24 protein-coding genes are annotated in these 25,875 nt (G+C 59.7%); 10 read left to right on the top strand and 14 right to left on the bottom strand.

What is annotated here, in order from left to right:
- Positions 1-619: 619 nt before the first annotated feature.
- The 6 genes from ACODTJ_RS15965 to ACODTJ_RS15940 form a co-directional block, all read right to left on the bottom strand.
- Positions 620-2,128: an amidohydrolase family protein gene (locus ACODTJ_RS15965; RefSeq protein ID WP_488849374.1), complete on the bottom strand. Its 1,509-nt coding sequence runs from the start codon at positions 2,126-2,128 to the stop codon at positions 620-622.
- A gap of 25 nt (positions 2,129-2,153) precedes the next feature.
- Entirely contained in the window at positions 2,154-2,942 is a 789-nt protein-coding gene (locus ACODTJ_RS15960; protein WP_488849372.1) for an ABC transporter permease, read from the bottom strand.
- Positions 2,929-3,708, bottom strand: a complete 780-nt coding sequence (locus ACODTJ_RS15955; protein ID WP_488849370.1) for an ABC transporter ATP-binding protein — start codon at positions 3,706-3,708, stop codon at positions 2,929-2,931. Before ACODTJ_RS15955 ends, ACODTJ_RS15960 begins: the two co-directional genes overlap by 14 nt.
- 34 nt (positions 3,709-3,742) lie before the next feature.
- Positions 3,743-4,750, bottom strand: a complete 1,008-nt coding sequence (locus ACODTJ_RS15950) for an ABC transporter substrate-binding protein (protein ID WP_488849369.1) — start codon at positions 4,748-4,750, stop codon at positions 3,743-3,745.
- 128 nt (positions 4,751-4,878) lie between these two features.
- Positions 4,879-5,784, bottom strand: a complete 906-nt coding sequence (locus ACODTJ_RS15945; protein WP_488849367.1) for a LysR family transcriptional regulator — start codon at positions 5,782-5,784, stop codon at positions 4,879-4,881.
- A 573-nt stretch (positions 5,785-6,357) separates the two neighbouring features.
- Complete coding sequence (locus tag ACODTJ_RS15940; protein ID WP_488849365.1) at positions 6,358-7,110, bottom strand: bestrophin-like domain; 753 nt, start codon at positions 7,108-7,110, stop codon at positions 6,358-6,360.
- Positions 7,111-7,621: 511 nt separating this feature from the next.
- On the opposite strand from ACODTJ_RS15940, the gene ACODTJ_RS15935 reads away from it, so the two are divergent.
- The 9 genes from ACODTJ_RS15935 to ACODTJ_RS15895 all read left to right on the top strand — a co-directional run bounded on the left by ACODTJ_RS15935 (position 7,622) and on the right by ACODTJ_RS15895 (position 14,755).
- Positions 7,622-7,999 (top strand): hypothetical protein, encoded by a 378-nt coding sequence (locus ACODTJ_RS15935; RefSeq protein WP_488849363.1) that lies wholly within the window; start codon positions 7,622-7,624, stop codon positions 7,997-7,999.
- A gap of 74 nt (positions 8,000-8,073) precedes the next feature.
- The gene (locus ACODTJ_RS15930; RefSeq protein ID WP_488849362.1) at positions 8,074-8,256 is read left to right on the top strand and encodes a hypothetical protein; all 183 of its coding nucleotides are present in this window, start codon (positions 8,074-8,076) and stop codon (positions 8,254-8,256) included.
- 377 nt (positions 8,257-8,633) lie between these two features.
- On the top strand, positions 8,634-8,828 hold the full coding sequence (locus ACODTJ_RS15925) for a hypothetical protein (protein WP_488849360.1): 195 nt from the start codon (positions 8,634-8,636) through the stop codon (positions 8,826-8,828).
- Entirely contained in the window at positions 8,828-9,382 is a 555-nt protein-coding gene (locus tag ACODTJ_RS15920) for a DNA-primase RepB domain-containing protein (RefSeq protein ID WP_488849358.1), read from the top strand. The genes ACODTJ_RS15925 and ACODTJ_RS15920 overlap by 1 nt, the downstream gene beginning before the upstream one ends.
- Before the next feature lie 3 nt (positions 9,383-9,385).
- Positions 9,386-10,993 (top strand): virulence-associated E family protein, encoded by a 1,608-nt coding sequence (locus tag ACODTJ_RS15915; RefSeq protein WP_488849356.1) that lies wholly within the window; start codon positions 9,386-9,388, stop codon positions 10,991-10,993.
- A 334-nt stretch (positions 10,994-11,327) separates the two neighbouring features.
- A complete protein-coding gene (locus ACODTJ_RS15910) occupies positions 11,328-12,569 on the top strand; it encodes a tyrosine-type recombinase/integrase (protein ID WP_488849354.1) in 1,242 nt (413 codons plus the stop codon).
- 200 nt (positions 12,570-12,769) lie between these two features.
- A complete protein-coding gene (locus tag ACODTJ_RS15905; protein ID WP_488849352.1) occupies positions 12,770-12,949 on the top strand; it encodes a hypothetical protein in 180 nt (59 codons plus the stop codon).
- The gene (locus ACODTJ_RS15900) at positions 12,949-13,071 is read left to right on the top strand and encodes a hypothetical protein (RefSeq protein ID WP_488849350.1); all 123 of its coding nucleotides are present in this window, start codon (positions 12,949-12,951) and stop codon (positions 13,069-13,071) included. The genes ACODTJ_RS15905 and ACODTJ_RS15900 overlap by 1 nt, the downstream gene beginning before the upstream one ends.
- A gap of 535 nt (positions 13,072-13,606) precedes the next feature.
- Positions 13,607-14,755: a PD-(D/E)XK nuclease family protein gene (locus ACODTJ_RS15895; RefSeq protein WP_488849404.1), complete on the top strand. Its 1,149-nt coding sequence runs from the start codon at positions 13,607-13,609 to the stop codon at positions 14,753-14,755.
- Between the two features lie 134 nt (positions 14,756-14,889).
- Here the strand turns inward: ACODTJ_RS15895 and ACODTJ_RS15890 are convergent, their stop codons facing one another.
- A complete protein-coding gene (locus tag ACODTJ_RS15890) occupies positions 14,890-15,267 on the bottom strand; it encodes a hypothetical protein (protein WP_488849348.1) in 378 nt (125 codons plus the stop codon).
- Between the two features lie 58 nt (positions 15,268-15,325).
- Positions 15,326-16,042, bottom strand: coding sequence for a hypothetical protein (locus tag ACODTJ_RS15885; protein ID WP_488849347.1), 717 nt, complete (start codon positions 16,040-16,042; stop codon positions 15,326-15,328).
- 114 nt (positions 16,043-16,156) lie between these two features.
- On the opposite strand from ACODTJ_RS15885, the gene ACODTJ_RS15880 reads away from it, so the two are divergent.
- Positions 16,157-16,396, top strand: coding sequence for a helix-turn-helix domain-containing protein (locus ACODTJ_RS15880; protein ID WP_488849345.1), 240 nt, complete (start codon positions 16,157-16,159; stop codon positions 16,394-16,396).
- A gap of 72 nt (positions 16,397-16,468) precedes the next feature.
- Here ACODTJ_RS15880 and ACODTJ_RS15875 read toward each other — a convergent pair whose 3' ends face one another.
- The 6 genes from ACODTJ_RS15875 to ACODTJ_RS15850 form a co-directional block, all read right to left on the bottom strand.
- The gene (locus tag ACODTJ_RS15875; RefSeq protein ID WP_488849344.1) at positions 16,469-17,650 is read right to left on the bottom strand and encodes an HNH endonuclease; all 1,182 of its coding nucleotides are present in this window, start codon (positions 17,648-17,650) and stop codon (positions 16,469-16,471) included.
- A gap of 169 nt (positions 17,651-17,819) precedes the next feature.
- Positions 17,820-19,214: an anti-phage deoxyguanosine triphosphatase gene (locus tag ACODTJ_RS15870; protein WP_488849342.1), complete on the bottom strand. Its 1,395-nt coding sequence runs from the start codon at positions 19,212-19,214 to the stop codon at positions 17,820-17,822.
- Positions 19,215-19,267: 53 nt separating this feature from the next.
- Entirely contained in the window at positions 19,268-19,570 is a 303-nt protein-coding gene (locus ACODTJ_RS15865) for a M48 metallopeptidase family protein (protein WP_488849403.1), read from the bottom strand.
- 32 nt (positions 19,571-19,602) lie between these two features.
- Entirely contained in the window at positions 19,603-22,533 is a 2,931-nt protein-coding gene (locus tag ACODTJ_RS15860; RefSeq protein WP_488849340.1) for a type I restriction endonuclease subunit R, read from the bottom strand.
- Positions 22,530-23,870, bottom strand: a complete 1,341-nt coding sequence (locus ACODTJ_RS15855) for a restriction endonuclease subunit S (RefSeq protein WP_488849338.1) — start codon at positions 23,868-23,870, stop codon at positions 22,530-22,532. Before ACODTJ_RS15855 ends, ACODTJ_RS15860 begins: the two co-directional genes overlap by 4 nt.
- Positions 23,870-25,864, bottom strand: a complete 1,995-nt coding sequence (locus ACODTJ_RS15850; protein ID WP_488849336.1) for an N-6 DNA methylase — start codon at positions 25,862-25,864, stop codon at positions 23,870-23,872. The genes ACODTJ_RS15855 and ACODTJ_RS15850 overlap by 1 nt, the downstream gene beginning before the upstream one ends.
- Between the last annotated feature and the right edge of the window lie 11 nt (positions 25,865-25,875).

The raw sequence follows: 25,875 nt of genomic DNA, 5'->3' as shown, positions 1-25,875 counted from the left end.
AATCATACTCGACGACGCGATCTGCAAGGCTGAACGGGCGTGCTGCCTTCGGCCTGCCTTGCCGAAACCACCAGAGCCGAAATCTCGACTTGAGGTGAAGACGAAGGGAATGCGAGACACTCGCGACCGGACAATACTACGAACTGCGCTATCCCACGCTGAGCTCATCGTGCTCTCTGGGACTTCTCGCGATCGTCGCCGGCGCAGTGTTCGTGATCGGTGCTAAGGTCGACTGCCTGTCCCGGGCGCGGACTGAGCTTGTCGTCTCGGCGGGCTGCTCGCAGACGCCACCCACGGCCTCGGCAACTCCGTTAGGCTCTGATCATGTGTCAGCGCAAATGACGCCCCCGAAGCCGAACCGGGTAAGACAATGCCGGCAGCCTACTGAGATAGGTCTCGGCAAAATCCTCATTGTTCGGGCCTTCGAAAAGCGCACTCCCTGAGCCCGTTGAAGACTGATATTCACCCGGATCAAAAGCCGCAGCCGGGCGATTCATCAGCTTGCCCCACGCGCGGGTGCCAATAGCTCGCGATTACGAGAAGGCCCGGCCTGTCGAGGTCGGATGCCTGTCAAGCTTGGAGTTGATGCATCTGCGTTCAGCAACCGCAGTAAGATCGCCTAACCCAGAGGTGCGCCGTAGCGCTCGACCTGATAGGGCTGGCGGGCCAGTCCAACGCAGAAGCTCGCCACAGCGTCCTGCAGCTTCTCGGCCAGCACCTTCATTGGTGCGTTAACGGCTTCGAGGCGCTCCCGCGCCGCCTCGGCCTGGCGTGCCAGTTTGGAGATATCGAGTGTCAGAAGTCGGCCTTCCTTGACGACGAAGCGGCCGCCGATCATCACATCGCGCACCGCCGTGCCGTCCTCGACATGAACGATCTGATTGACGGTGCGGTTGTGCGGCAACCAATTAATGTGACCAAGATCGACGAAGACGAGATCAGCCTTGTAGCCGGCTTCGATCCGCCCGATGCGCCCCTGGAATCCGAGCGCGCGGGCGCCTCCTTCCGTAGCCGCATGCAGTGCCTCGGGCGTGGTAAGCCACTGGAGCATGTCGGGACCGCGAACCTTCGAGACGAAGGAGGCCAAGCGGGTCGCCTCGTACATGTTCTGGTTGTCGCCGCTGTTCGAGCCGTCCGTGCCGATCGCGACGTTGACACCCGCGTCGAGCATCGCCCTGAGATCCGCCAGCCCACTGCCGAGTCGCATGTTGCTCGCGGGATTATGAGCGACCGAGGCGCCGTGGCCGCCGAGGATGCGCATGTCGTCGGGGTCGAGCCAGACACCGTGCGCCACTGTGAAATCGGGGCCGAGCAAGCCGAGCCGGTCGAGATGGGATGTCAGGGTACGACCATAGCGCTTTACCCCGGCCAAGGCCTGAATCTTCGATTCCGAGACGTGGCTGTGCAGGCCGAGGCCAAAGCGGCGTGCGCAGTCACGGCAGGCTCCGAGGAACTCGTCAGAGCAGTGCAGCGGAATCGTCGGGGCGAGCGCAATCTTCAGCCGCTCGCTGTCAATACGCGTCTGCGTCACGAAAGCCTCGAAGCCTTTAAGCGTCTCGGCGTAAGGCTGCAGGCGGAAGCGGTCGACCTCGGCGCGCAGCGGCTCGGGTAGTGCGTCGTAAAGGCCAGGAATCGCCTCGTAGAGTGTCTTGTCTGCGACCATGGGAGCGATTGTCGCTCGCATGCCGACGTCCTGATAGGCCTGCGCAACGGCGGACATCCCCTCCACAGACGGGGCGGGAACCTCGAAGAACAAGTCATAGCAGGCAGTCGTACCCTTGAGCACCATCTCAGCGCCGTTGAGCGCAGCGCTGAGATATTTGTCCTCAAGGCTGCGGTTGCCGCTGATCCACGGTCCGGCTGCGAGCAGCAATTCCAGCGTCCACCGATCGCCCATTGCCTTGGCCAACGCGCCATGACCGTGTGTATGGGCATTGATCAATCCGGCATGAACTAGCTTACCAGCAGCGTCTACGGTGGCAGCGTCCGGCGGAGCTGAAAGGCCCTGGGGGCCAATCTCGCGGATCGTATCCCCCTCGAGCAAGAGGTCGAGCGCTTCGGCCTGAACCTTTCCCGGCAACAGGACGAGGGCGTTACGAATGATCGTGTAGAGCGGATTGGTGCTCATCGGGATCTCCTTCTCGGGCCGTTGGTCAGTGCCGCTGCTCGGCAGCAGCCCAGGGAAAGAACACCCGCTCCGCTACAACGATAAGTTGGAACAGCACGATACCGAGCAGCGCCAAGATCAACATGGCGCCGAAGGCAACGGGTACCTTGAAGAAGGCGGTCGCAGAGGTAATGAGATAACCCAGCCCGCGTTCGGCCGCGACGAACTCGCCTACTACCGCGCCCACAACCGAAAGGGCGATCGCAGATTTCAGGCCGGAGAAGACAAACGGGATCGAATAGGGCAACCGCACGCGCAGCAATTCTTGCAGCTTCGTCGCCCGGCATGAGCGTGCGAGTTCCACCAGCTCCGGCGGCACAGCTAGAAGACCGGTGGTCATCGATATCACCAGCGGAAAGAAGGCGACCAAGAAGGTCACGATCACGCGCGGCAGCTCGTTGGGCCCAAGCATCACGACGAGGATCGGCGCGATCGCAACTTTGGGGACCGACTGAGTCAGCACTAGCAGGGGATAGATCGCGTCAGCAGCCATCCGCGAGGAGGAGATTAACACGGCAAGCGGGAAGCTGACGGCGATCGAAAGCAGGAAGCCAAACAGCACTGTCCTGAGCGTCGCCAGCGTATGCTCTCCCAGAGCCGGACCCATGGCCGCGGTATCTTGGAAGATCCGGGAGGGTGCCGGCAGCAGATATTCCGGAACGGAAAAGGCCCGGACGCTGATCTCCCAGATCCCCATCAGTACGACGAGGGCCACGAGCGGGATCAGGAATTCGCGGCTCGATGCGAGCAACCCCGAGAATTTAGTGTTCGACATCGAAGCGCGCTCCCTGCTCGCCGAAGATCAGTTCGCGGATGCGGCCAGCACAACGCTGGAATTCCGGATCGCCCGACATCGCGAAATCGCGCGGACGCGGCAGATCGACGTCGATGATCTCAGCTATCCGCCCGGGGCGCGGCGACATCACCACAACTCGGTCAGCCAGGATAACTGCCTCGGGAATTGAGTGCGTGACGAAGACGATGGTCTTCGGCGCATTGGCCCAAATCCGCAACAGCTCGATCGTCATGATCTCCCGGGTCAGCGCGTCGAGCGCACCGAAGGGCTCATCCATGAGGAGAATGTCGGGGTCATGGACTAATGCGCGGCAGATCGCAGCGCGCTGCTGCATGCCGCCGGAGAGCTGGCGCGGCCGATGATCAGCGAAGTCGGCAATACCGGCTACAGCCAGCAGATCCTTGGCACGCCGTCGCGCAGCTTCGTCAGCACGCCCCATAATGGTCGAGGGGAACATCACGTTCTCCATGACCGTCGCCCAAGGTAATAGGGTAGGTGCCTGGAAGACGATGCCGGTGTCCTGCCGCGGTGCGGTGACCCGGTCTCCGTTGATGGTGATATTGCCCTCGCTCGGCGGCACGAGGCCGGAGATCAGTCGCAGCAATGTGGACTTGCCGCAACCTGAGGGGCCGACCAGCGTGACGATTTCTCGGTCTCGAATCGAGAGGTCGATCCCGTCGAGCGCGCGCACTCCGCCCTTGCCGACCGAGCCAAATACCTGGCCGGCTCCGTTAATTTCAATCATGTCTGCTCTCCGGCGGCCGTCCTGTTCGCGGCGCTCACTTCTTGGCCGGCAGGAACGACATATCGACCGCGGTCGCAGGGTCGGCCTTGGCATCGAGGTCCTGCGACTGGGCAACAACCTCGTAGGTCTTCTTCAGACGTTCCGAAGTGATGCCGCCAACCCCAGCTTCCTTGGCATGGTCGGTGAAGATGAAGCCCAGCGTCGCCTTCAAGCTACCGAGACAATCGTCCAGGTCGACCTGGGGGATCGCTTTCACATGGGCCTCGCAGGTCGCCTGTGGGTCCTTGCGGGCGGCCTCCCAGGACTCGGTCGTCGCCTTCATAAAGTTTTTCAGCATCTCCGGGCGGTTCTTGATGCTCGCTTCGGTGGTGTGGAAGGCGAGCGAATAGATCGCGAAGCCCGCCTCGACGAAGGGCAGGAAGGCGAGCTCTTTACCGGCGCGCTGGGCCTGCTTGTTCTGATAGTAAAAATTCGTCGAGTATGAGGGGATCGCGTCGACCCTGCCGGCAATCAAGAGCGGCCCCATCGCCGAGCCGTCGACGGTGACCCATTCGATCTTGTTCGGATCGGTCTTGGCGGCGGCGGCTACGGCCGGGAAGTACAGCCGGTGGCTGTTGCCCGGTGTGATACCGATCTTCTTGCCTTCAAGTCCGGTGAAGGTCGTGATCCCGGAATCCTTGCGGACGAAGAGGGAGTGCGGGGAGTGCGCGTAGACGGCGCCGATCATCTTCAGAGGCACCGAGCTGCGCTGGCGAGCGGTGAACAGCGCAGAGACATCCGCCATCCCGATATCGGCTGCTCCGCCGGCGACCTTGCTCAGCGTATCCCCCGAGCCGTTACCCCTGCTGATCCGCAACTCAATACCGTTGCGCTGGTAAATCCCCGCCGCGATGCCGGCGTAATACGGGGCGTAGTCTCCCGTCGGAATCCAGTCGAGCATTAGATGGACGTTCTCGGCAGCTCGCGTGGTGGCGGGAAGTGCCAGGAGCCCAGCGGTGGCGCCCAGAACGACACTGAAAATGCCCGTTGCGACTTTCGACATGATGGCTGTCCTTTCTCGTTCCCTTCCTGTCAGGAACCTCCGGCGAGCCAATCAAATCAAATACCAAATTGGCGGCGGTATATGAGTTCGTGTTATGCTGAGCGCCCCGCGATCTCGAAATTCCGAGCTCAATGCTGATCGCTGGTGGTGCTGGGCACCAATTCCGTCAAGACGCGGACGAACGTGCGCGCGATGCGCGATAGCGGATCGACCCTCGACGACAGCAGATGCGGCCTCGTCGTGGTCTTCGGTATTAGCGGCCGAGACGAGATATTTGGCCAGACATTATCGATCAGGACAAACTCATCGACGATCGCAATGCCTCCTCCGGACTGGACAAGCGAACAGGCATTTGGCGTGTAGCGAACCTGCGTATTGAAGCGGACCGGCTTGGGCGAACTACTCAGCGCCCTACTTACCACCATCCCGTAAGGGGTTTGCGGTCCGTAGCCGATCATCGGATAGGGAACGAGGTCGGCCGCCTTCAGCACGCGCTTCTCACCAAGAGGATGTCCTTCCGGAAAGATTACCCGCAGTCGTCCTTCGGCGATCTGCATCGCCTTTACGCTCGGATCGTCGACCGCCATGGACGTGACCGCCAGGTCGGCTCGATGGCTGGCGATGCGCCCAATCAACTCGGTTAGCGTCAGGATCTCGAAGTCGATCCGGACATCGGGGTGGCTCTGCCGGAACCGGCCGATCGCCTTGGGGACGAATTTGTGGCCGACGCTGGGACTCGCCAGGAGCCTGATTGAGCCGGCGCTTCCGCGGCGCAGCTCCTCGGCCATGTCGTTGACGCGCATCACCCCTTGATGGACCAGCTCAACTTCCCCGAAGAGTTGCCGCGCTTCGGGCGTCGGCTGAACGCGTCCCTTGACCCGTTCAAAGAGCGTAAGGCCCAGCCGGTCCTCGGTATACGACAGAAGGCGGCTGATCGCAGGCTGAGATACCGAGAGCAGGCGCGCGGCGCCGCTGATCGAACCGGTTGCCATGACGGCTCGGAACATCTCAATCTGCCGAAGATTCATGGTCATTATATATAACATCCGGTTATATATCTGCAGGAATTTGATATATACAGTTTTTAAGCGCGCTCGCCTAGAGTGCTCACAGCTCGACGAAGTTTTCGATCTGGCAGCTGTAGTATTGTCGCTTCTGCTGGCAGTTGCCGCGGCGCAACTTGGTCGAATAAGCCCGATGGATAACCGCGGGATGGCCGTGGAACGCATGTCGCTCAAATGCGATCCGCTACAGCGCTTGGGGCGAATTTATCGTCTATTCCGAGCTTGCCCGGACGATCTTCTTTCCGCGCTGGTACTATGGAAATAGCGCCGAGACCGACCTCTAGCTCGAGACCGCGATGACCGGCCGAAACGCAACCGCTCTTCGATGTCGCGAGACGGATCCGCTTGCGCCGCGGCCGAACGTGACGCCCCAGGCGCGCATGCCGAAATACTTGCTCCGCGGCAGCTACGCGGGCGCGCGGCGACCTGAGACCGTAATCTTCCTCCAAATCTGAGCAGCGAAACGCGATCGATCAGGTCGGTTTTCCGCGGATGCGCAGAAAAGTTAAGGCGCCGCTGACAACCATTCGGATTCGGGCGACGCTAGGACTTTGCCAGCCGTTCCAGCGCAAGTCTCAGTGGCTCATCGGACACTCTGATGAAACCGAGATAGGGATGATCCATGTCGATGATCAACACCAGGGCTCCAGCAACCGATACCGCTGAAACAAGCAGGAATGTGACTACCGTGGCATTTCTGGGAGCTAGCAAACCAAACGATGCAAATAGGAGCGCTAGCCAAAACGCGATGATGAATATGAACACGCTTGGAAATCCGCCGGATTCGGTTTCCGGTCGCAGCCAACGTGTTTCAGCAATCTGCCCGCTCAGCTGGAGAGCCCGCGATTGAAGCCAACGTTGGCCATCGGTCGTCGGTGCCAGGTTCCGAAGACCTTGCTGAACGGGCTCGATATCCAACCCGTCATTGAGCGATGTGTTATCCAGCGCGCCGCCAGCAACTTCGGCCTGGCGCCGCTGAAGAACCTGAACAAGCAGGCCGCGCATGTCGGAAGCCTCGGGCCCATAATGAACGAGAACCCGATCCAGCAATAAAATTCGCGCGGCCGTCGTCCTGAGCTCAGCTCCGGCATCATCGAAAGACCGCTTTGCCGATGCGATTAGCAGGCCGAGTGCGAGCGCTGACAGTGTCCCGATGATCGCGGTTGCGAGTTTGATCGCATCCCTGGATTCGCTTGTGAGGTGGTGGTTAGGCAAACGGCTTGCTGCCAGCATGCCAAGCATCGCCGAGCTAAAAATGACGAGAAAAACCGCGAAACCGATCGAAACAGGTTCCATCAATACGCTCACGGTTCTGCCAAGCGATGCCGAAGATGCACAGGCGTAACAGACTAACACATGAAGCCGGAAACACCCGCTTGTACCGCTGCCAGGCGATCGAGATCTCGTAGCTTTGGCTTTGGTCTCGCTGGCGTACCGCGTCACAGCCCCGTGACGCCCCGGGCGCACGTACCTGAATACTCCACAGCCGGTAGCTACGCGGGCGTATGCGTGCGGGAGGCAAGCTGCATTGGCTCTTGGTGGCAGCTAAAGTGTTGGGACCAGCCACCGACCGTGATCGAGAACTATGTCAGGCAAACCTCGGCCGCCTCATTTAGATGAAGCCCCCACCGTCACCATCGGGGAGAACCTGACTGCGGACGATAGGTATTGGACCGGCCGAGATGGAACCTACGACGTCGACCGCGCAGGTGCTCACGCTTATGCATCGAAGCTCGTCCTAACCCAAATTCTCCTGCCTATCATAACAAGTCATCCCGCCAGCAAAGGCCCCAAACTGGAAGGACGAATGGATGCTGCTCTTCAGGCACTGCTCGCGATCGAGCCTGAAAGAGGACGGCGCGTTACCCTGGCCGACGAGAAAATTCTGTTTCGGGTAGGGCAAGAATTTCATCGGCGATGGGACCGAAGAAACCCAAAAGATCCGTTGATTGGTGCGTTGTGCCGCGAAGCGATCAGGCAAGCCGATGAATTTTTCGATTCAAAGGGGCCGGATTCTCAGAAGACAGAATTGGATCGCCTGAAACTAAAATTCAAATCGAAGTTGGATTATTATTGTTCGGTCGGCTCCGCATTGGTCGATTACGATGCTCGGCGCAGGGAAATCATCACTTCGCAGATTGTGGGGCTGTTAGGCGAGCTTGGGCTCGTCAAGGGCGAAAAATGAGCTAATTCAACCAGCGATCCCGCTGGCCGATCAGTCTAATTGGTCGACTCCCTAAAGCCAATCGGGAGTCCATCGTGGATAAGCTCAGAACCATCAAAGAGGCAGCCGATGAAGTCGGCGCAAAAGACTGGCAGGTCCGCCGCGCGGTAAGCCGCGGGCTGATCCCTCATTTCACTCCGTTCAACTCGCGCAAACTCGTCCGTCTCCCGGACGTCCTCGCAGTGATCGAGGCGTCAAGAAAGGGAGGTCAGTCGTGATCCAGCAAAGGACAAGGCGGGTAGCAATCATTTGCTGCGACAGAGAATTCGAGACCCTAAACGACGTTCTATACCAACTTGTGCCCGATGCATTGCAGGTAATGGAAACGCACTATGAAGTCGAAATTGAAGACGGGCTAACAATATTCGTCCCCTACGAGTGGACCGAAGGAAGAATGCACGTCCTGCAGTTTCCGAGCCCTGGCTGATGGCTCCGAAAGTGAGCGGCACCTATTCCGCCGCGACTACAATAGCGGAGGCCGTCCCATTGGACGGCCTTTTACCGCTGAGCACCATCAAGCTCATGCAAATAGCGCCGACTTCATTTAGCTGCAGCGCGTTTGCCGTGATCGTCAATTCGAAGAAGGCAGGCGCTAATGAATGATATCGCTAAACCAGGCGCTACAAACGATGACGAGGAAGACCCGTTCCTCATCCCGTCGGGCCAGACCGGCTCCTATGTCGATACGCTCGCAGTTGCTCAGCGTACGACGACGGCTATTCGCATCGGCATCGGCTACGACATCGTTGTGCTGCTCATCCTGGAGGCGCCGCAATGGACGTCCAGGTGATGCCCGACACCGCCGCGGCCATCGCATTCTTGGAGGCCGTCCATCCGGACGGTCTCTGGTCTTTGACAGCGATCCCACCGGAGCGCAGCAGATCCCCGAACGGCCGTGTTTTCCTGCCGCACGAACGTGGACAAGCGGCCGGCTGGATTGATGCCCACCAGGGCGTTGCCGGCCTCTATTATAGCGTCAACGAGGTTCGCGCCGACTTCCGTGGCGTGAAGGCTACCAAAGCCGACATCGTCGCTGCGCGTTATGCCCATGTCGATATTGACGACATGGGCGGTCTCGCACGCCTGAATGCATATCGCCTCGAACCGTCGTTCATCGTGTTCTCGGGTGGTGGCTATCAAGCCTTCTGGAAGCTCGCTGAGCCAACGACGGACCTCGACCGCGTGGAGCGGATCAATCGCCAGCTCGCCGCCGATCTCGGCGGTGACAATTGCCATAATATCGATCGCATCATGCGGCTGCCGGGCACGATCAACTTGCCGAACGCGAAGAAGCGCAAAGTTGGCCGCGTGCCAACGCTCGCCCATGTCGTCGAGGGAATCTGAGCCGTGAAGATTTACAAACTCGACGAATTCACCGAGTCCAAGGAAGCGGCGAAGCTGCCGGCCATCACCGCCAGCAGCACCGTCGATCTCGCCGACGTCATGCCGATCGACATAGACAAGCTGAGCGCCTTCCTGCCGGAGGATATCCGCAGGCTGATCCTCGACGGCGATGACCTCGATCACCCCATCGGCAGCAAGGGGGCTCACTTCCCGTCGCGTAGCGAGGTGGTGTTTGCTGCCGGCTGTGGCATGGCTCGCGCTGGCTTCGATGAGATGACGATCGCAGGCGTCTTCATCAACGAGAGCTACAAAATATCGGCGTCGATTCTTGAGAAAAAAGGCCGCTCAAAGAGATACGCCCTGAAACAAGCACGTGCGGTCGTCATGGCCGTCGCGAACGCGCTACCGGACATGGCCAGGACAGGCCCCCGCTCCACGGTACGGAACACCATGGTAGCCCTGCGTAAGCTCGAACTACGATTCGCCCATGACCTGTTCAGGCGGCGTAATTTCGTTGAGGGGCTCCAGCTCGAAGCCTTTCGTGGCGAGATCACTGACGACATCTCGGCAATGCTGCGCCGGGCTATTCTCGATGATTTCGGCTTCGACCCGGGCAAGGAGCACGTGAGAGATGCCGTCCATATGCTGTGCCTGGAAAATCGCTTCCATCCGGTCCGGGATTATCTCGCGGGTCTGAAATGGGACGGGACACCGCGCCTAGATAATCTGTTCCGCGACTACTTTGGCGCCGAGGACACCGCGCTGAATCGTGCTTTCGGCAGGATCATGATGGTTGCCGCGGTCCGGCGCGTCCGCCATCCCGGCACGAAGTTTGACCAGATCGTCGTGCTTGAGGGAGCGCAGGGAACCGGCAAGTCGACGGCGATCGCCATTCTGGCTGGACCGGAGAGTCATTCAGACCAGGACATCCTCACGCTCGACTCCAAAGGGCAGGTCGAAATGCTGGAGGGCGTCTGGCTCTACGAACTCGGCGAGTTGGAGGGGCTGGGTCGGGCTGATGTTGCCAAGGTGAAGGCGTTCGCCTCCCGGCAAACCGATCGCGCGCGGATGGCGTACGCGTATTTCCGCGAGGATCGCGCGCGGGAGTGCATTTTCATCGGCACGACCAATGACAGCCATTACCTAACGGATCAAAGCGGCAACCGGCGCTTCTGGCCCGTAAAGACGGGGCGAATCGATCTGGAGGCGCTGAGGCGCGATCGTGATCAACTCTGGGCCGAGGCAGCACACCGGGAAGCCTCCAGGGAGCCCATCTCCCTGCCGGAAGCACTCTGGGGGAATGCGGCGGTCGAGCAGGCCGCACGGACGATGCGAGATCCGTGGCTCGATATCCTCGAAAAGGAACCAGGTCAGGAGGCCAGCGAAACTACCGTGCGGGTTTCCAGCGCCTATCTTCTCACCGAGGTCCTTCAGATCGAGCCGGGGCGGCAGAAGCCCAGCGACCAAACCCGGTTGGGCGTCTGCATGCGCCTCCTCGGCTGGGACGGCCCCAAACGGATGCGCGTCGACGGACATAATGTCCGAGGCTACGAACGGCCGAAACCCGAAGGCTGGCGCACGAAGTCCGACGCCTACAAGCGGTCAGGATAGGCGCTGTGGCGGTGTGGCAGTGTGTGGCGGTGCCGTAGCGGGGTGGCCGGCGGTGTGCAGGCCACAGTGCAGCCTACCGCTAGGTGGGCGGGGCCGGTGCCCAGCCCCGCCACGGGGCGCCACACCGCCACGCGGCTGCGATTTCAACCTCGGAGAGCGATTGTTCTCAAGTATCGAGACGCCCGCCGAGACGGCATCTGAGCGTATTCTCCAATTCCGTGGTCGCGCTCGTGGTTTCATCTCAAAAGCTCTGAATATATTCGGCGCCCGATGAATAATTGTACGGGTTCCTTCGCCGTGATTTTCTGAGCATTTTTTCTTCTCAGGGGTCGCCATGACGTTCCGAACCAATATCACCAAGCGGATCCGGCGCCGCAAACTCAAGTCCGGCGAGGTCGTGAAGCAGCTGCGCTATGTGCTGAACTATCGCGAGCCGATCTCGGGCGATCGTCGCCAGGAATTCCACGAGACGCTGAAGGCCGCCGAGGCCCGCCGCAATGATCTCACGGCCAAGGTGATGTCGAATTCCTATGCCGACGAACGCAAGGCGCCGACGGTTGGTCAGGCGGTCGACCATTGGATCGCCGATCGCGATGGCAAGGTAAAGTCGAACACGCTCGCTGGCTACAAGGTCGTGGTCGAGCATATCCGCGGGCCATATTTCGACGGCTCCGCCAAGGACAAGCTGGTCTGGAAGGCATCTGGGAAGCTGCCCAAGGGCTGCCGCCTCGTACCGATGCTCGGCGAGATCAAGACGAGCGAGCTGACCACGGCCCGCATTCGGGCTTGGCATCGCGATCTGGCCGCGCTCTCGGGGCAATACACGGCCAACCGGGCAAAATCGCACCTGATCTCGATCCTCGCCCTGAACGAGGAGGACTACCGGGTGCGGGCGCCGAGCATGCCGCGCGGCCTCGGTCGCAACCGGGTCAAGACGAAGAAGGCGATCCTGACGCCGGCGGAGATCGGAAAGCTGGTCGAGGCGGCCCGCAATGATCCTGAGCACGGGCTTTACTACGCCTTCCCGTTCCTTGCAGGGACGCGGCCGTCGGAGCAGCTCGGGCTGCTTTGGGAGGATGTCGACTTCGACGCGAACGTCATCCGCATCCGCCGCATCCAGGAGCGCGACGGCTCGCTGACCAACATGACGAAGACCGAGGCCGGGACGCGCGACATCCCGATGAGTGCGGCCCTGCGCGCACTGCTGCTGGAATGGCGAGTGCGCTGTCCGAGGTTGGGTAAGACGCTGCACCGCGTCTTCCCTGGTCCTGGCCGGCTCCAGCCCTGGCCGAAGGTCGCCCGCATTGGTGGCGGCGGACCGCTGCTCTACCAGAACTACCGCAGCCGCTACTGGGAGCCGGTGTTCGAGACGCTGGGCCTGCCCTATGTTACGCCGCATTCGGCGCGGCATTCCTTCATCTCGACGCTGCAGGCCGAGGGCATCGAGGTCGGTCTCGTCGCCAAGCTCGCCGGCCACGCCAACGCAACCGTGACGCTTGGCCACTACACCCAGGCCGTTCGCGGCGGCGAGGCGGCGGTGGCGGCGCTCGACCGGGCCTATGTAGCGGGCAGGTAGAACGCGCTGGCGCATGCGGACGTTCGCGAGCGGGGAGGATGGCGAGGAGCCGCCCTCCCCGTCGTCATTGAGGTCGCTACCGGCGTTATTGGCACCCGCGGCGATCCTGCGTCGAACGCAATATCAGGCTGCTTCCCGGAAAATTATGCGCTGCGTCTCCGCGTGTTTCGATCGTTCCAGAACACGATGGAGACGACGCCATGGACCAGTACCGCCTGATCGATCTGCGCAGTCAGGCGCTGACCATCGTCACGCTGGAGCAGGCCGCCGAACTCGCCGAGATCGACGCCGACGAGATTCTCTGGGCGATCGAGGCCGAGGGCATCTGTGAGACCGACCTGCACGTCATCGCCGCCGTAGACGAGCCCGCCGCGCTCTGATGCGCGGCGTTCTCCATGACCGCATCGTCGCCCGCCTCATCGCGGAGCGGCGATCACGGCGTCTGACGCAGGCTCAGCTCGCGGAGCGCCTCGGCCGCTCGACCGGCTTCGTGTTCCGCTAAGAGGCCGGCGCCCGCTACATCGACATCGCCGACTTCATCACCATCGCCCGCGCGCTCGGCGTCGACCCTTACGAGGTGCTGCGGCAGGCCCAAGCGCAGGGCTGACGGACGGGCGCGGCGCTCCGCAGCTATAGCCATAGCGGCCAGCCCGCTCCCAGGCGCGCGGGTACGTACCCCGGCCCGCGGTGTGGCCATGCTGGGTGGCCGGGCCCGCCAACCGAGCGCCGTAGAACCATACCGCCGGCTCTCGGGGGGATGTTGCTTCGCAACTCCCCCATCTTCATATGGCAAGCGTGATTGTCGGAGGGGCCCACTCGACAATCGCAAACCTCTCCGAACCTGTACCATAGCACGAGTGATGACGCAGCTTGGCAGTGTCACTCATTGACGCTCGCTGGGAGCTACTTAAAGCTGAGAAACAGCATGGGGATATGATTTGCCTGCCTTTGTTGAACAGCTTGAACAACTGGTCGTGGGAGATCCCGAGTTCTCGAAGCTCGAGGCAAAGCTGGGCCGATTTTGTCTCTTTGAGGCGATGAACGTTGTCCATGGCGAGGTCAGACTTGGGAACTTTCTAGCAGCCTTCCTCGACCCCGCAGGGTCTCATGGGTATGGGCCGTCGGTCCTCCGGACACTCGTGATGGAAGCCCTGCGCGCTGGCCAGTCTCACGGTGTGCAGACGGCTGGGCTCTCCCCGCTACACGCACACATCATGGCGTTTGAGCGGGCCGAGATTGTCCGGGAATTTCGACATATCGACATTCTCGTCAAACTTCGGCAGCTCAACATCGCGATCGCTATCGAACTAAAGATTGGCTCGACGCAGGGGCCAGGCCAGCTGGCTGGTTATAGGTCTGTCATGGAGCAAGAGTTTCCGAATTGGCGGAAGCTCTACATCTTCCTGACGGTGGAAGATGAAGAGCCCGCAGACGCGGAGTGGATTCCGCTTAGGTATGCGCAGCTCGTACCGGCATTTGAAAAACTCGATGGCAGCGGTGCGGCTTCAGCTGCGATTGAAGCGTTTCGGGCATTTATTGAAATGCTGAAGAGGCATCACGTGACAGACCAGCAGCTTGAAGAAATCGCCAACGGACTTTGGTCCCGCCATAAAGAAGCTTTGAATTTTTTAATGGAACGCAGACCTGACAGACTTCGCGGCGTGCTTCAAACAATGGCTGCAGAAGCCAATCTGATCATTGCTGATCTCAATAAGTCAGGCAATTTCACATTCGATGCATCGGAGCCCCAAACTGCTAACATCCTGAAATTCGCTTGTCTCGACTGGGAGTCCTTGCCGCATTTTAAGAGCGGAAGTGGGTGGACAGATAGCGGCCGCATTCTCCTCTTCGAGATCAAGCGCGAGGGCGATGAGATCAATGCTTACCTATATTTGGGCCCGTGTTCGGCTGAGGTTAGGCAGACGGTCGCCTTGGCTCTCTTACAGGGCCGAAAGATCACAAAGGGTCGCTGGCTGTTGATTGCGAACGAGGAATTGTACAGCGAGAGGACTGGCGAGATCGTCGACATCCAACCCGTCGTCACGCGGAATTTCGCTAGGTTTTGCCAGAGTGCTGCGGCGAGATTTACGCCACTGCTGAATCGCGCATTAAACGACCTGCCCCGGCAGCCGCCCGCTTCGGTGGAAAACGCGGTTGTTCACGCTACCGCTGCAATCAGCGACTAACTCGTACTTGATGCCTCCTCACGAGAGTCGGCCAAGCTCGACATCGGAAGTCCGCGAGCTCGGCCGATCGGCCCGCACGAGGCGTGCAGCACTCTCCGTCGAAGGAATGCCCCGGCCGTTGTGGTGCCATATCGTCAGAATGATAGGCAGTGCACGACGCCGTTGTTGTTGGTGCAGCGGGTGAGACTGGGCGACGATGCCGCCTGGCGGCGATTGAACTCGCTGTTGCCCCGCTCCAGCTCGATCGCGAGTCGCGCCTTCGCCTCAGCATCGCTCATCTGGCTGGAGCGGACGCTCTGCGCCAGCAGATCGCCGACCGCGAGATAGCGGACGCCAAGGTCGTTATTAATCTGGCCTGCGGTTCCAGCCGCGACGCGACCGCGAATGCAGTCCCACATTGTCAGATATGAAGCCGACTGCGCGGAGCATTTCGACTGCGCGTCGACGAGGCCTACGCAGCCGGACAGGGCGATGCCAGAAATCAGTGCGGCGGCGAGAGTGATGAGTTTCATTCAGAGGCTCCTCAAGGCAAAAAATCGGCACGGAAACACGCCGAAAATCCGCGCACAATCATGGGCTTGCAGACGCGATCAGCTGCGCGCGCAGGAATTTTGGATCGGCGGTTTCGCGGACATGGTGTGCGGCCGCCGACAAAGCGGCGCGGTGCCGTGGCTGGATCGCCAGCATGAACACGACATGCGCGGTTCGGATCGCCCAGACCTCGACATCGGGAGCAACGCGCCGGAGATCGTCAGCGACATCGCGAATGAAGCTTTCACGCTCCTTGCGCTGGAAGTGCTGATAAACCAGGAGCGAGTGGCCGGCTCTGTAGGTTGCCGCCAGCTCGTCGCGATAGACATATTTCGAGGAATTGCGCCGCCCCTTGGCCACCGAACCGATCTCAATGCCGTTGTCGGGATCGAAGAAGATCAGATCGGTATCGGCTAGGGCCGCACTCGCCTGCTTGAACCAAAGCTGCCGCTCGAACAGCGTCTCGGGCACGACGGTGTTGACGAAAACGGCACCCGGCAGGGTCTCGCTGCCTTCGATCAAGATCAGCCGACGAGCATCAGGCTCGTCCCAAACCCGCCGCAGCAGCGCGAACAGCTCGGGATCGTGCTGCTCCTGCTTCGGCTGATCGAGGTAGCTGAGCTTGTTCCCGTCGCTGCGCCCGTCATTCGGCGTCAGCATCCAGCAGACGCCGAGCCTCAGCCCCGACTGACCGAGCAGCCTTAGCAGCGCATATTTCCGATAGTCGTTGACGTCGCCAACGTACTGCTCTTTCACGCCCCATCCCCCGAATCATCCACTCGGGGCGCAGCATGCGCGAATACCCCATTTTGGGGTATTCGAAATTCGGGTTGATCTGGGCGGCCGGTTTCATCGCTTCAGGCGCCGGCTTTGGCTTCAACCCAACCCGAACTCTACGAGTCCCTGCTCCGAACGCTCATCCAGGCGCGCAAGAACGCCGGTATCACGCAGGTCGAACTCGCGGCCCGCATCGGCCAGCGGCAGACATTCGTGTCGAAATATGAGACCGGGGAACGGCGGCTCGATGTGGCCGAGTACATCGCTATAGCGAGAGCGATCGGCGCGGAGCCGTTCGAGCTGATACGAAGGGCCGAGCCAGTGTCCTCATGAAATTGTCCGCCAGGCAGCAAACTGAGATCCGCTCCGTGTTGCCCCAGCTGCAGATTGTTTTGTGAGCGAAGCCTACGGCCTGAACAGGCTCCGATGGTGTGTCAAATACGGGGCATGGCGCGCATCTAGCCCTTCAATTCTTGCGCTCTTCGCAAGACCGAGGCGAAGGCGGTTATCATCCGAGACGACGCTAGAGATAAGCATCTGACCGTCGTCTTCGAAACTAATCAAATGACGATCGAATAGTGCATCGATGTGAGCGCACAATAAAAGCCCATTGAAAGGATCAAGCCGCTCTGAATTCGATGAACATTTCCAGGACTTAATATGGGAAGCCCGGAGAAGTTCGCTATGATCAACGCCAGCGATGGGGCAAGTGCCATTCCACAAAATCATTAATGCGCTGCGGAATTCACCTTGGCCTATTCTTGCGGCCTGCAAGCGCTCTTTCTCTGTTAAGGGATCCTCTTGCGGCGCAACAATACGTACGGGCCCATCGCGCGTATCGACTCTCGAATGATCGTCCAGCAAAGTGATTAGAGTTTCGAGCTGATCCTCATGAACACCCATTGCCAAGCCATGGTGGCCGGCCGCGATTCGATTATTGCTGACATAGACCGGGAACTGCGCCAGGTTGCTATTAATGTAGGTTCGAGCCGGGTACTGCAAATCGACACCCGGCAAGCTGCGCAATTCGCTAATGATATCCAGAAATTGCGGGTGAACTACGAGTGGGCGCACCTCCGTCTCGCGCTTAACGTAGATGATTACGTTCCCCCGGCGAAATTGGCTCAACTTTTGAGTCGTGTGACGCCGTAGGAAGCCTAGCGCTTCCAATCCTGTTACCAGCCTAGCGCCCGTAAGTGGTCTCGATGCAGGGGTAGCAACATCGGGTACGATCGATAGACTTATTCTGTCCGCTTTGCGTGCCCAGGTACGGACATTGGCCTTCGGCCAAACTACTCGTAGCCGGCCAATAAGCTCAGCCAACTCAGGTCGCGGCCGCGTGTCGAAAATATTCACTGGCTCGCTATTATTGGGCGCGTCACCACTGTAGTCACAGAGCCAATCGGCCTTGCGCGTCGTCGCCAACACAGCGTCGAACAGACCGATAAACAAGGTCTCACCAGGAGACGGGCTAACAAATCCCGCCCAGATCTTCCGATTCCGAAATATGGCTCTCTTGGGTTGTTGCGTGTCCTGATACCGTTTGAACCCAGCTGGGTTATCGCGCCAAAGTTCGAACAAGCTCATTCCGCCGACGCCTGGCTTAGACGTTTGGTGACGAATTATGCAAACCTCCGAGGGCGCAATGCCGGCACCAGTCAGAAGATCATTGAATTCGGCGCCTGAGGACATAGCTGGATCGCGCCTGCTCATTTAGGCTGCTCCCACAAGATCGCCTGCCGTAACTTTAGCCGCTTTAAAGCTCATCCGTGCTACTGCCAAAGCCAGGCTCAAACAGACGTTGATGGTATTTCTCCGCGTACGGATTCGTCATGCCCGCGATGAAATCGCAAATTGCGCGGGCCACCAGGCGCTGCTCCGCCTCTCCAGCTGCTCGCCACGCCCCCTCGCTTCCGGCATCCTCTAGTTTCTCAAGAATTTGAACGGCGCCTGTGCCGAATGGATCAAGGCTTGCTGCACCGACAAGCGCTAGCGGCCGCTCAGCAAAGGCTTCAAAAAGATCCCGGATGATCTTTTCACCCTTATACTCGAGAGTTTGGACTTCTCGTCTACGAACGATACCCTTGTAAGTGATTACCTTTGAAAGGTGATCGAGAAGCGTGCGTGTCTCATCTGGCACCAAGGCATTAAGATCAAGGAGAGGATTATCAAAAACACCTTGGTGGTTCACCTCAATGCTCGTGATAAAATAGCCAACCAAATGCGAGATTGCGTGCTTGCGTTCGCAAGCGTCCGCGGAGAAAAGTTTCCCTATTAAATCTTCGATTGCAACATCGCGCACGTGTTTGACACCGGCATTCTTGAAGCCATGTAAGATACTTTCGCCGATCTCATCTCTCTTTAGAATACGCCGCCCGATACCGTCCTCGAGATCGTGGACCCCATAAGCGATATCGTCGGCCAGTTCCATAATCGAGCAATCGAAATTTTTATAAGCTGGTTTTCCGCTCGACCCGAGACGCCTGAATTCCTTCTGGTCAGTTTCTGAGAAAATGCTCAGCGCCTGCTGTATGAGATCTTTGTCTTCATCATAGAAGCATTTTGGTGGTTTTGGCTTTAATGCAGCTGCACCGTACTCTCCATATGCGACCGGATATTTAAGGGCCCCAAGAATAAGCCGGCGTGTCCCTCGAATGCCTTCGCCTCGATAATACTTTTCGAGGCGGGTAAGAATGCGGATCGTCTGGGCGTTGCCTTCGAAACCGCCATAATACTTCATCTGGGAATGAAGAGCTCGCTCACCACCATGGCCGTATGGAGGGTGTCCCAGGTCGTGAGCGTAGCAGATTGCCTCTATCAACTCTGAGCTAGGGAGGATTTCGCGGTAGGGCGCTTCCTGTCGAGCAGCAAGGTTCCAGACAATCCCCCTCCCAATTTGGCCGACCTCGAGCGAGTGAGTTAGGCGCGTGCGATGAAAATCTCCTTCGCCCGTACCCATGACTTGGGTCTTAGTTTGAAGGCGCCGAAATGAAGCGGAGTGAATGATCCGGCCAAGATCACGCTGGTAAGGTTCTCGGGTATCAGCAGCAAAGGTCTCCTTCCCGTTGCCAGCATCTTTAGGCGGTGCTTGGAAAAGTGGCGATCGGTAAGTAAGCGCCAACACAATATCGTTTTCCAGGCAGTCGACCATGCTTGCACTCCAATACGATCGTTGCGGCAATGCGCCGAGCAAGAATTTGTAGGCTAAGAGGAAATTTGCGACCGAATTCCGCTTCGCCGGACCTCTTGGGACCGCCAGTTTGGTACATGCGCCGTCATAAGCGCCTTGAACAGCCGTCCGTGGTTTGGGACCCTTAGGTGCAGCAGCTCGTGAACTACTACAAAATCCTGGAAGGCGGTGGGCTGCTCATCAAGTTCGAAAGCGAGAGTGATAATTCCCGAAGTCGAGCATGATCCCCATTTCCGGGTCATCTTTTGAACGCGCACCAGGCGAGGCATGACGCGCAGCCGAACCGTCCAGGTGTCAACCCGTCGCTTCAGCCGCATTGCGGGCGTGAGGCAGGCCTCCATCGGCCATCTCATCGCGTAACGATCTCGACGATCAGGTCGACGATCTTCGTGCGAGCGTCGCGGTCGATGCCGAGAAGCGGGCGGTAGAGGGCCGCCCGGAGCTGGCGCTGCTCATCGGAATTCACCTGGGCGTTCGGAAAGCGGGCCATCAGTCTCTCGGTCTCCTTGGCGAGGTCCAAGGGTGAGACGGCGCCCTTCTTCAGGGCTTCATCGTCCTTGAGCGCCCAGAAGATGCCGAAGGCTTTCGGCGAAAGTCCGGTCTCCTTCGCTGCCTTGGCCGCAGCGTCCTTCTCGGCGGCGAGCGCCGCCAAAAGGTCCATGGCGGCGAGGCCGGTCGTCTTGCGGCTCTCCATATCCTTCAGAATGCGCTCGGCGCGGTCCTTGAGGGGCTGGAGAACCGGAGCGGCGGTCGCGTCCTCGTCGATCTCGTGCTGAAGCCCGCGAACGAGGTTCAACACCTTGCCTTCGTCGCTGCCCTTCTCGCCACGAAGCGCGTCCAAGGTCTTCAGGTCGAACGTCACGCTCTTGGTGAGCGTGCCGAGGCCGCTCTGCGTGGCGCTCTCTTCCACCAGCCGTTTGGTCTTGTAGGCGAGATCGGCGACGAAGCCGACCTTCTCGGCATAGGCGTTGCGGACGGCTGCATAGAGCTGTGCGAGACGCTTGAACGTGACGATATGATCGCGCAGCTCGGGCGACGGCGACAGGATTTCCCAAAGCGCCTCGATGTCCTTGTAGGCCTCGAAGAACGCCTTGCGCGGCTCCGGTTCTAGGAAGCGACCATAGACGATGCGCTCCAGACGCTCGTCGGCGTCGCCACCTTCTCCGGCATCGAGATACTCCGTCTCGGCCTTCGCAATCTTTTCCAGGAAGTCCTTCAGCAGCAGGTCGAGGTCTTCGATGACGCCGCTCACGTCGGACGAATCGAATTTCAGCGCCTTCTTCAGCTCCCGCAGCACGCCGACGAAATCGACCACGAGGCCGACGCGCTTCTGGATTCCGTTCGGATCGACATAGGGGCGATTGACCCGCGCCACGGCCTGCAACAGCACATGGTCTCGCATCGGCTTGTCGAGGTAGAGGCAATACAGCAGCGGGGCGTCGTATCCGGTCAGCAGCTTATCGGTGACGATCAGGATTTTCGGGTCCTTGTCCGCCTTCTTGAACAGCAAGCGAACGTCTGCCTCGCGCTCGTCGCTGACCTGTAACTTGGCCACCAGCGGGCGGTCGACGACGTCTGCCGCGTTCTCGGTGTAAATCGGCTCGCTCCACTCCGGCGGCAGCAGCTTGTCGAGGGCGCGCTTGTACTTGGCGCAGGCCTCGCGGTTCACGCCGACCAGAAACGCCTTGTAGCCGAGCGGCAGCACGTTCTCCTTGAAATGATCAGCAACGAAGGCCGCCACCTGCTCGATGCGGTCGTCGGCGGTGAGGAAGGTGCGCAGACCCACGGCGCGGTCGAGAGCCTTGTTGAGTTCGTCGATGTCGGTGACGCCTTCGGCCTCGGCCAGCTCGAAGAATTCTTTGTCGAGCCGCTCCGCCGGCACGGTCATCGTGCTCGGCGCCATGACGTGCTTGATCGGCAGCGTCGTCTCGTCCTCGATCGACTCGGCAATGGAATATTTGTCGAGATAGCCCTTCTCGTCGTCCTTGCCGAAGATCTTGAACGTGCCTTCGCCCTGTTCGGTCTTGGCGATGGGCGTACCGGTGAAGCCGATGATCGTGGCGTTCGGCACCGAGGCCATCAGATAGGTGCCGAGGTCCTTGGCAACGGAGCGGTGCGCCTCGTCGATAAAAACATAGATGTTGTCGCGGGTGCTGCTGTCTTTGTCGACGCCCTCGAACTTGTGGATCATCGACAGGATCAGGCCGCGCTTGTCGCTGGTCAAATAGTCCTGCAACTGCGCTTTGGTATTGGCCCGCCAAGTGGCGATGTCCTGCTTCTGCATCTCGCCGAGCAGCTTCTCGACCCAGCCCTTCATCTGGCCTTCGAGCTCGGTGCGGTCGACCACCAAAATCACGGTGGCGTTCTTGAAACGCTCCTTCTGTTCCAGGATCAGCCGCGCCGCCGTGAGCAGCGTGAAGGTCTTGCCGGAGCCTTGGGTGTGCCAGACGAGGCCGCGGTCCTTGGTGGAATCGGCGCAGCGCTCGATCACCGTGTCGATGGCGCGGCGCTGATGCTGGCGCAGAACCGACTTTCGGGTCTCGCTGTCCTCGACATAGAACAGAATCCAGTGCTGAAGCGTGCGCAGGAAGTCGGTGCGCTCGAAAAACGCCTGCACGGCGAAACGGTAGGCTTCGTCCGGCGCCTGCTTCCAGCGGGCCAGGAAGCGGCGGTTGGCATTCCAGGTGACACCGTACCAGTAATCGAGCAGATGCGTGACGTTGAACAGCTGCGGCGAGCCGATCAGCTCCGGCGTCTCGATCTCATAGCGGCGCAACTGCTTGATGGCCCGCTCGATGGCGTCGCCATCCTTGGGGTTCTTGTGCTCGACGATACAGACCGGCACACCGTTGATCAGAAACATCCCATCGGCGCGGTTGCCCTTGCGGGCGGGCGGCTTCAGCGCCCATTCCCAGGAGACGTGAAAGGCGTTGACCTCGGGGTGATCGAAATCGATCAGCGTCACCCGGCGGTGGCGCTTCTGCTCTTCGTCGTACCACTGCCGTTCGCCGCGCAGCCAGGACAGCATCTCGCGATTGCCTTCGATGGTCGGCGGCAGGGCGTCGAGCGTCTCGATGACCGAGCGGATGGCATCCTTGCTCATCCAGCCATTGAACTGGGCGAGCTTCGCTTCCAGTTCGTCCCGCAGCAGCATCCCGGCCTCGCCACCGCGCTTCTGCTTGGCGACTTCAGGGGTGAGCGGCGTCCAGCCGATCTCGACGGCGTGCTTCACCATCGGAAACTGGACAGTGCCGGCTTCGCTGATCTTGAATTCGCTCATGCCGCAGCCTCCGTTTCCTTCGCCGGTTCGAGCGCCGAGAGGTCAAGGTCTGCGACGCGGATTTCGCCCGTCATCAGCTTGTGCAGCAGAGCCTTGAACAGCTCATCGAGCACGGTCCGCTTGCGCTTGTGCAGATCAATCTTGCGGTCAATAGCATCGAGAATGGTGACGATCTCGCGTTGCTCGCCGAGCGTTGGCGGACACACAATCGGTAGATCTCGCACAATCTCCAGGTTCAGATTTTGTTGCTGACCGCCATGAGCAAGCTGGCGTATTTCGTCATAGCGCCAGCTAAGAAAATGGAAGAGAAAAAGCGAATCGACACTCTCATCCAATGGACGCAACGCCGCACACGCTTGATTGCAGGTAGCGTCGATGCCAAGGATAGCCACCTTCCCTCGTGTTACTCCCTGTCCATACATCGCCATCAACAAGGTTCCGGCCTGAAGCCACTTGGCAGCAGAGCCTTGCAGACCGGCTTCTGTGATGTGTTCTTCTGTGCTGGTGATTACGCCATAATTGACCTCTGTTGTTTTCACCCAGGGGATTGTTCCGCCTTCCCAAAACTCGGAATTTGCGCGCGAAGGGGTTCCTCCGGACACTGCTGAGTAGTGTTTGCCAAGCGGCTCCACATCCCAGCTCTCCGGCACAAGGCCGATTTCGGTGTGCTTCCGCGCCTCGCCGCGCAGGCCCTTCGTGAACAGAGCCCGCATCGCCGCGCTCTTCAGACTTCGTGAAACAGTAAGACTCTGGTCATGCAGCTTTATCGCGTCCTGCACACTGGCAAGAGCGCCGACAATCTCGCACTGTTCATCGAGTGTCGGAGGAAGTGGGAACGGCAGGCTATCAATTGTTCCCGTGTTAAGGTTGAATTTCCCATCGGCCGCAGGCGTGGCACGTCCTGCGATTATTCTATTGCCACGCTGCGATGCAAAGAAGTACGCCGCGAAGTGAGGATCGACTCGTTCAAGCTTCAATCGCGCGCGGATTAAATACGAAGCAAACAGTGCGTTTTCCGGCTGATTTCCATAGACGGCGCACGAACCAAGTCGTTCTACTACCCCGTTCGTCCGGATAAATATGAGATCGCCTTCATCAAGGCGGTATCGGCTTGCCTCGGATGAATTTAACTCGGCAAATTTTAGATCGCTCGTATTTACGTGGCCCAGTTCAATATTCGGAATTCGGAGAACCGGGAATTCTGTTGGTTCACTGCGGCACCTGACTGACGTGCCATATTGAAGCCACTCGCGAACGGAGGCAAAGCGAACGGCAACCCAACCTTCAGGAATCGGACCTAATTCTTCACGCAAATTGTATTCGTGATCTACGTTCATTAAGGAAGCCTCGCGAACATCCTGAACAAGCTCGCGTCGTTATCAACAATGTCGCTGGATAACTGACGCAGTAAGGCCAACAAGGACTCGATGTCTGCAGGTTCTTCGTCTTTTTCATTTCCCACCCATCGGCTCGGGCTGAGATTGTAATCCGCCTCTTCGGCCTGCGTCCCCGTGATGACCGCGATCTCACCCTCGATTGGCTCGCCCTTCAAGAAGGCCGCCGCCAACGGCCTGATGTCATTCTCGGGAATATAGTTCTTCGGCTTACCCTTCTGCAGCCGCTTACTGGCGTTGAGAAGGACAATCTTGTCCTTGCGCGCCGCCGACTTGCGCTTGTTCAGCACAACGATCACGCCGGCAGCGCTAGTGTTGTAAAAGAGATTGTCCGGCAAAAGGATCACGCCATCGATCAGGTCGCCATCGACGAACCATTTACGGATGTTCCGTTCCTTGTCCTCGTTCTTCGAGCCCGAGCCGCGCGTCACTGCGCCCGTATCAAGCACCACAGCGGCGCGGCCGTGCTCGCCCAGGCAGGCGAGCGTATGCTGAAGCCATGCCCAATCGCCCTTGCCCGTGGTGATGCCGCCCGCCGTGCGGAAGCGATCGAACGGATCGTTGGCGAACACATCCGGAGCAAACGGCTGGTTCCACATCGGGTTGGCGACGACAACGTCATGCGTCTTCACCTTGCCGTCCGCCGTGCGGAACTTCGGATTGATCATCGTGTCGCCGCGGGCGATCTCGATCCTCATGTCGTGAATGATGCCGTTCATCTGCGCCACGGCGTAGCTCTCGGCCTGAAGCTCCTGGCCGGTGAGCTTCAGCGGCACCTTGCTGGTGGGGTCGAGTTCGCGCGCCACCAATTGCAGCTTCACCAGAAGCCCCGCTGAGCCGCAGGCATAGTCGTGGCAATCCTCGCCAGGGCGAGGCCGCATGATATGCGCCATCAGGAAGCCGACCTCTGTCGGCGTGAAGAACTCGCCCGCGCTCTGGCCCGAGCCTTCGGCGAATTTCCTGAGCAGGTACTCATAGGCGCGGCCGAGGAAATCCGGCTGGACATCGGCGAGGCCGAGCCGGTAACGCGCATCCGAGAAGATCTCGATCACGCCGCGCAGCTTGGCGGGATTGACGTCGCGCTCGCCATTGCGTTCGGCGGCGAAGTCGACCACGTCGATGACGCCCGACAGGGCCGGGTTCTGCTTCACCACGGCGCGGACGGCCTTGGTCAGGTGCTCGCCGATGTCCTTCGGCTTGGTGGTCTCGCCCTTGTCGTCGAGCGGCCAGTCATAAGCATCGCGCCCGCTGATGACGCCCCAGCGGGCTTCCGGCGGAAGATAGAAGCGCAGCAGGAAATGATCGCCTTCGGCAATTTCGAGCGCGGTTTCCCGGTCTCCGTATTCCTCAGCCAGCCGCATGATCTCGTCGTCGAATACATCCGAGAGGCGCTTCAAAAATAGGAGCGGCAGCAGGTAGTCCTTGAACTTGGCAGCATCCTTCTCGCCCCGGATCGAGCAAGCGGCGTCCCACAGCATCTGCTCCATCGATTTGGTGGAGGGCACACGCGGCGCGCCGCGTCGCCGACGAGTGACACCGGCCGCGGGTTCCGGCGACTCAGTAGTATCTTCAGTCGCGATTACCCCCGCTTCCTTGGCCAGAGCGGCGATCACCTCGCGAGCAGCCTTCTGCGGCATGTTTGAGCCCCCTTCCCAGCGATTGACGGTCGCGAACGACACGCCCAATCGCTCGGCAAGCTGTTCCTGAGTAAGGTTCAGCTTGGCCCTGATGGCGCGGAGGGTGGCAGCGATAACCTGCGCATTTGTCATATTTGCAATATTTGTTATATTGCAAATCGTGTCAACTGCAACGGCGATGCACGCGCTGCTTGAGCGCCTCTTTTTCTCGGCGCCGAAGCGTACTTGTAACCGCGAGGTAACCACGGGCTTCCAGAGCCCTTCGAAAATGACCTCGAATCCCTCGAGCCCGAAAAGCAAAAAGCGCCGGA

The organism is Allobosea sp. FG18 (genome assembly GCF_057809495.1).
The sequence above is the reverse complement of the archived record's forward strand: the minus strand, read 5'-3'. Positions and strand labels throughout refer to the sequence as shown.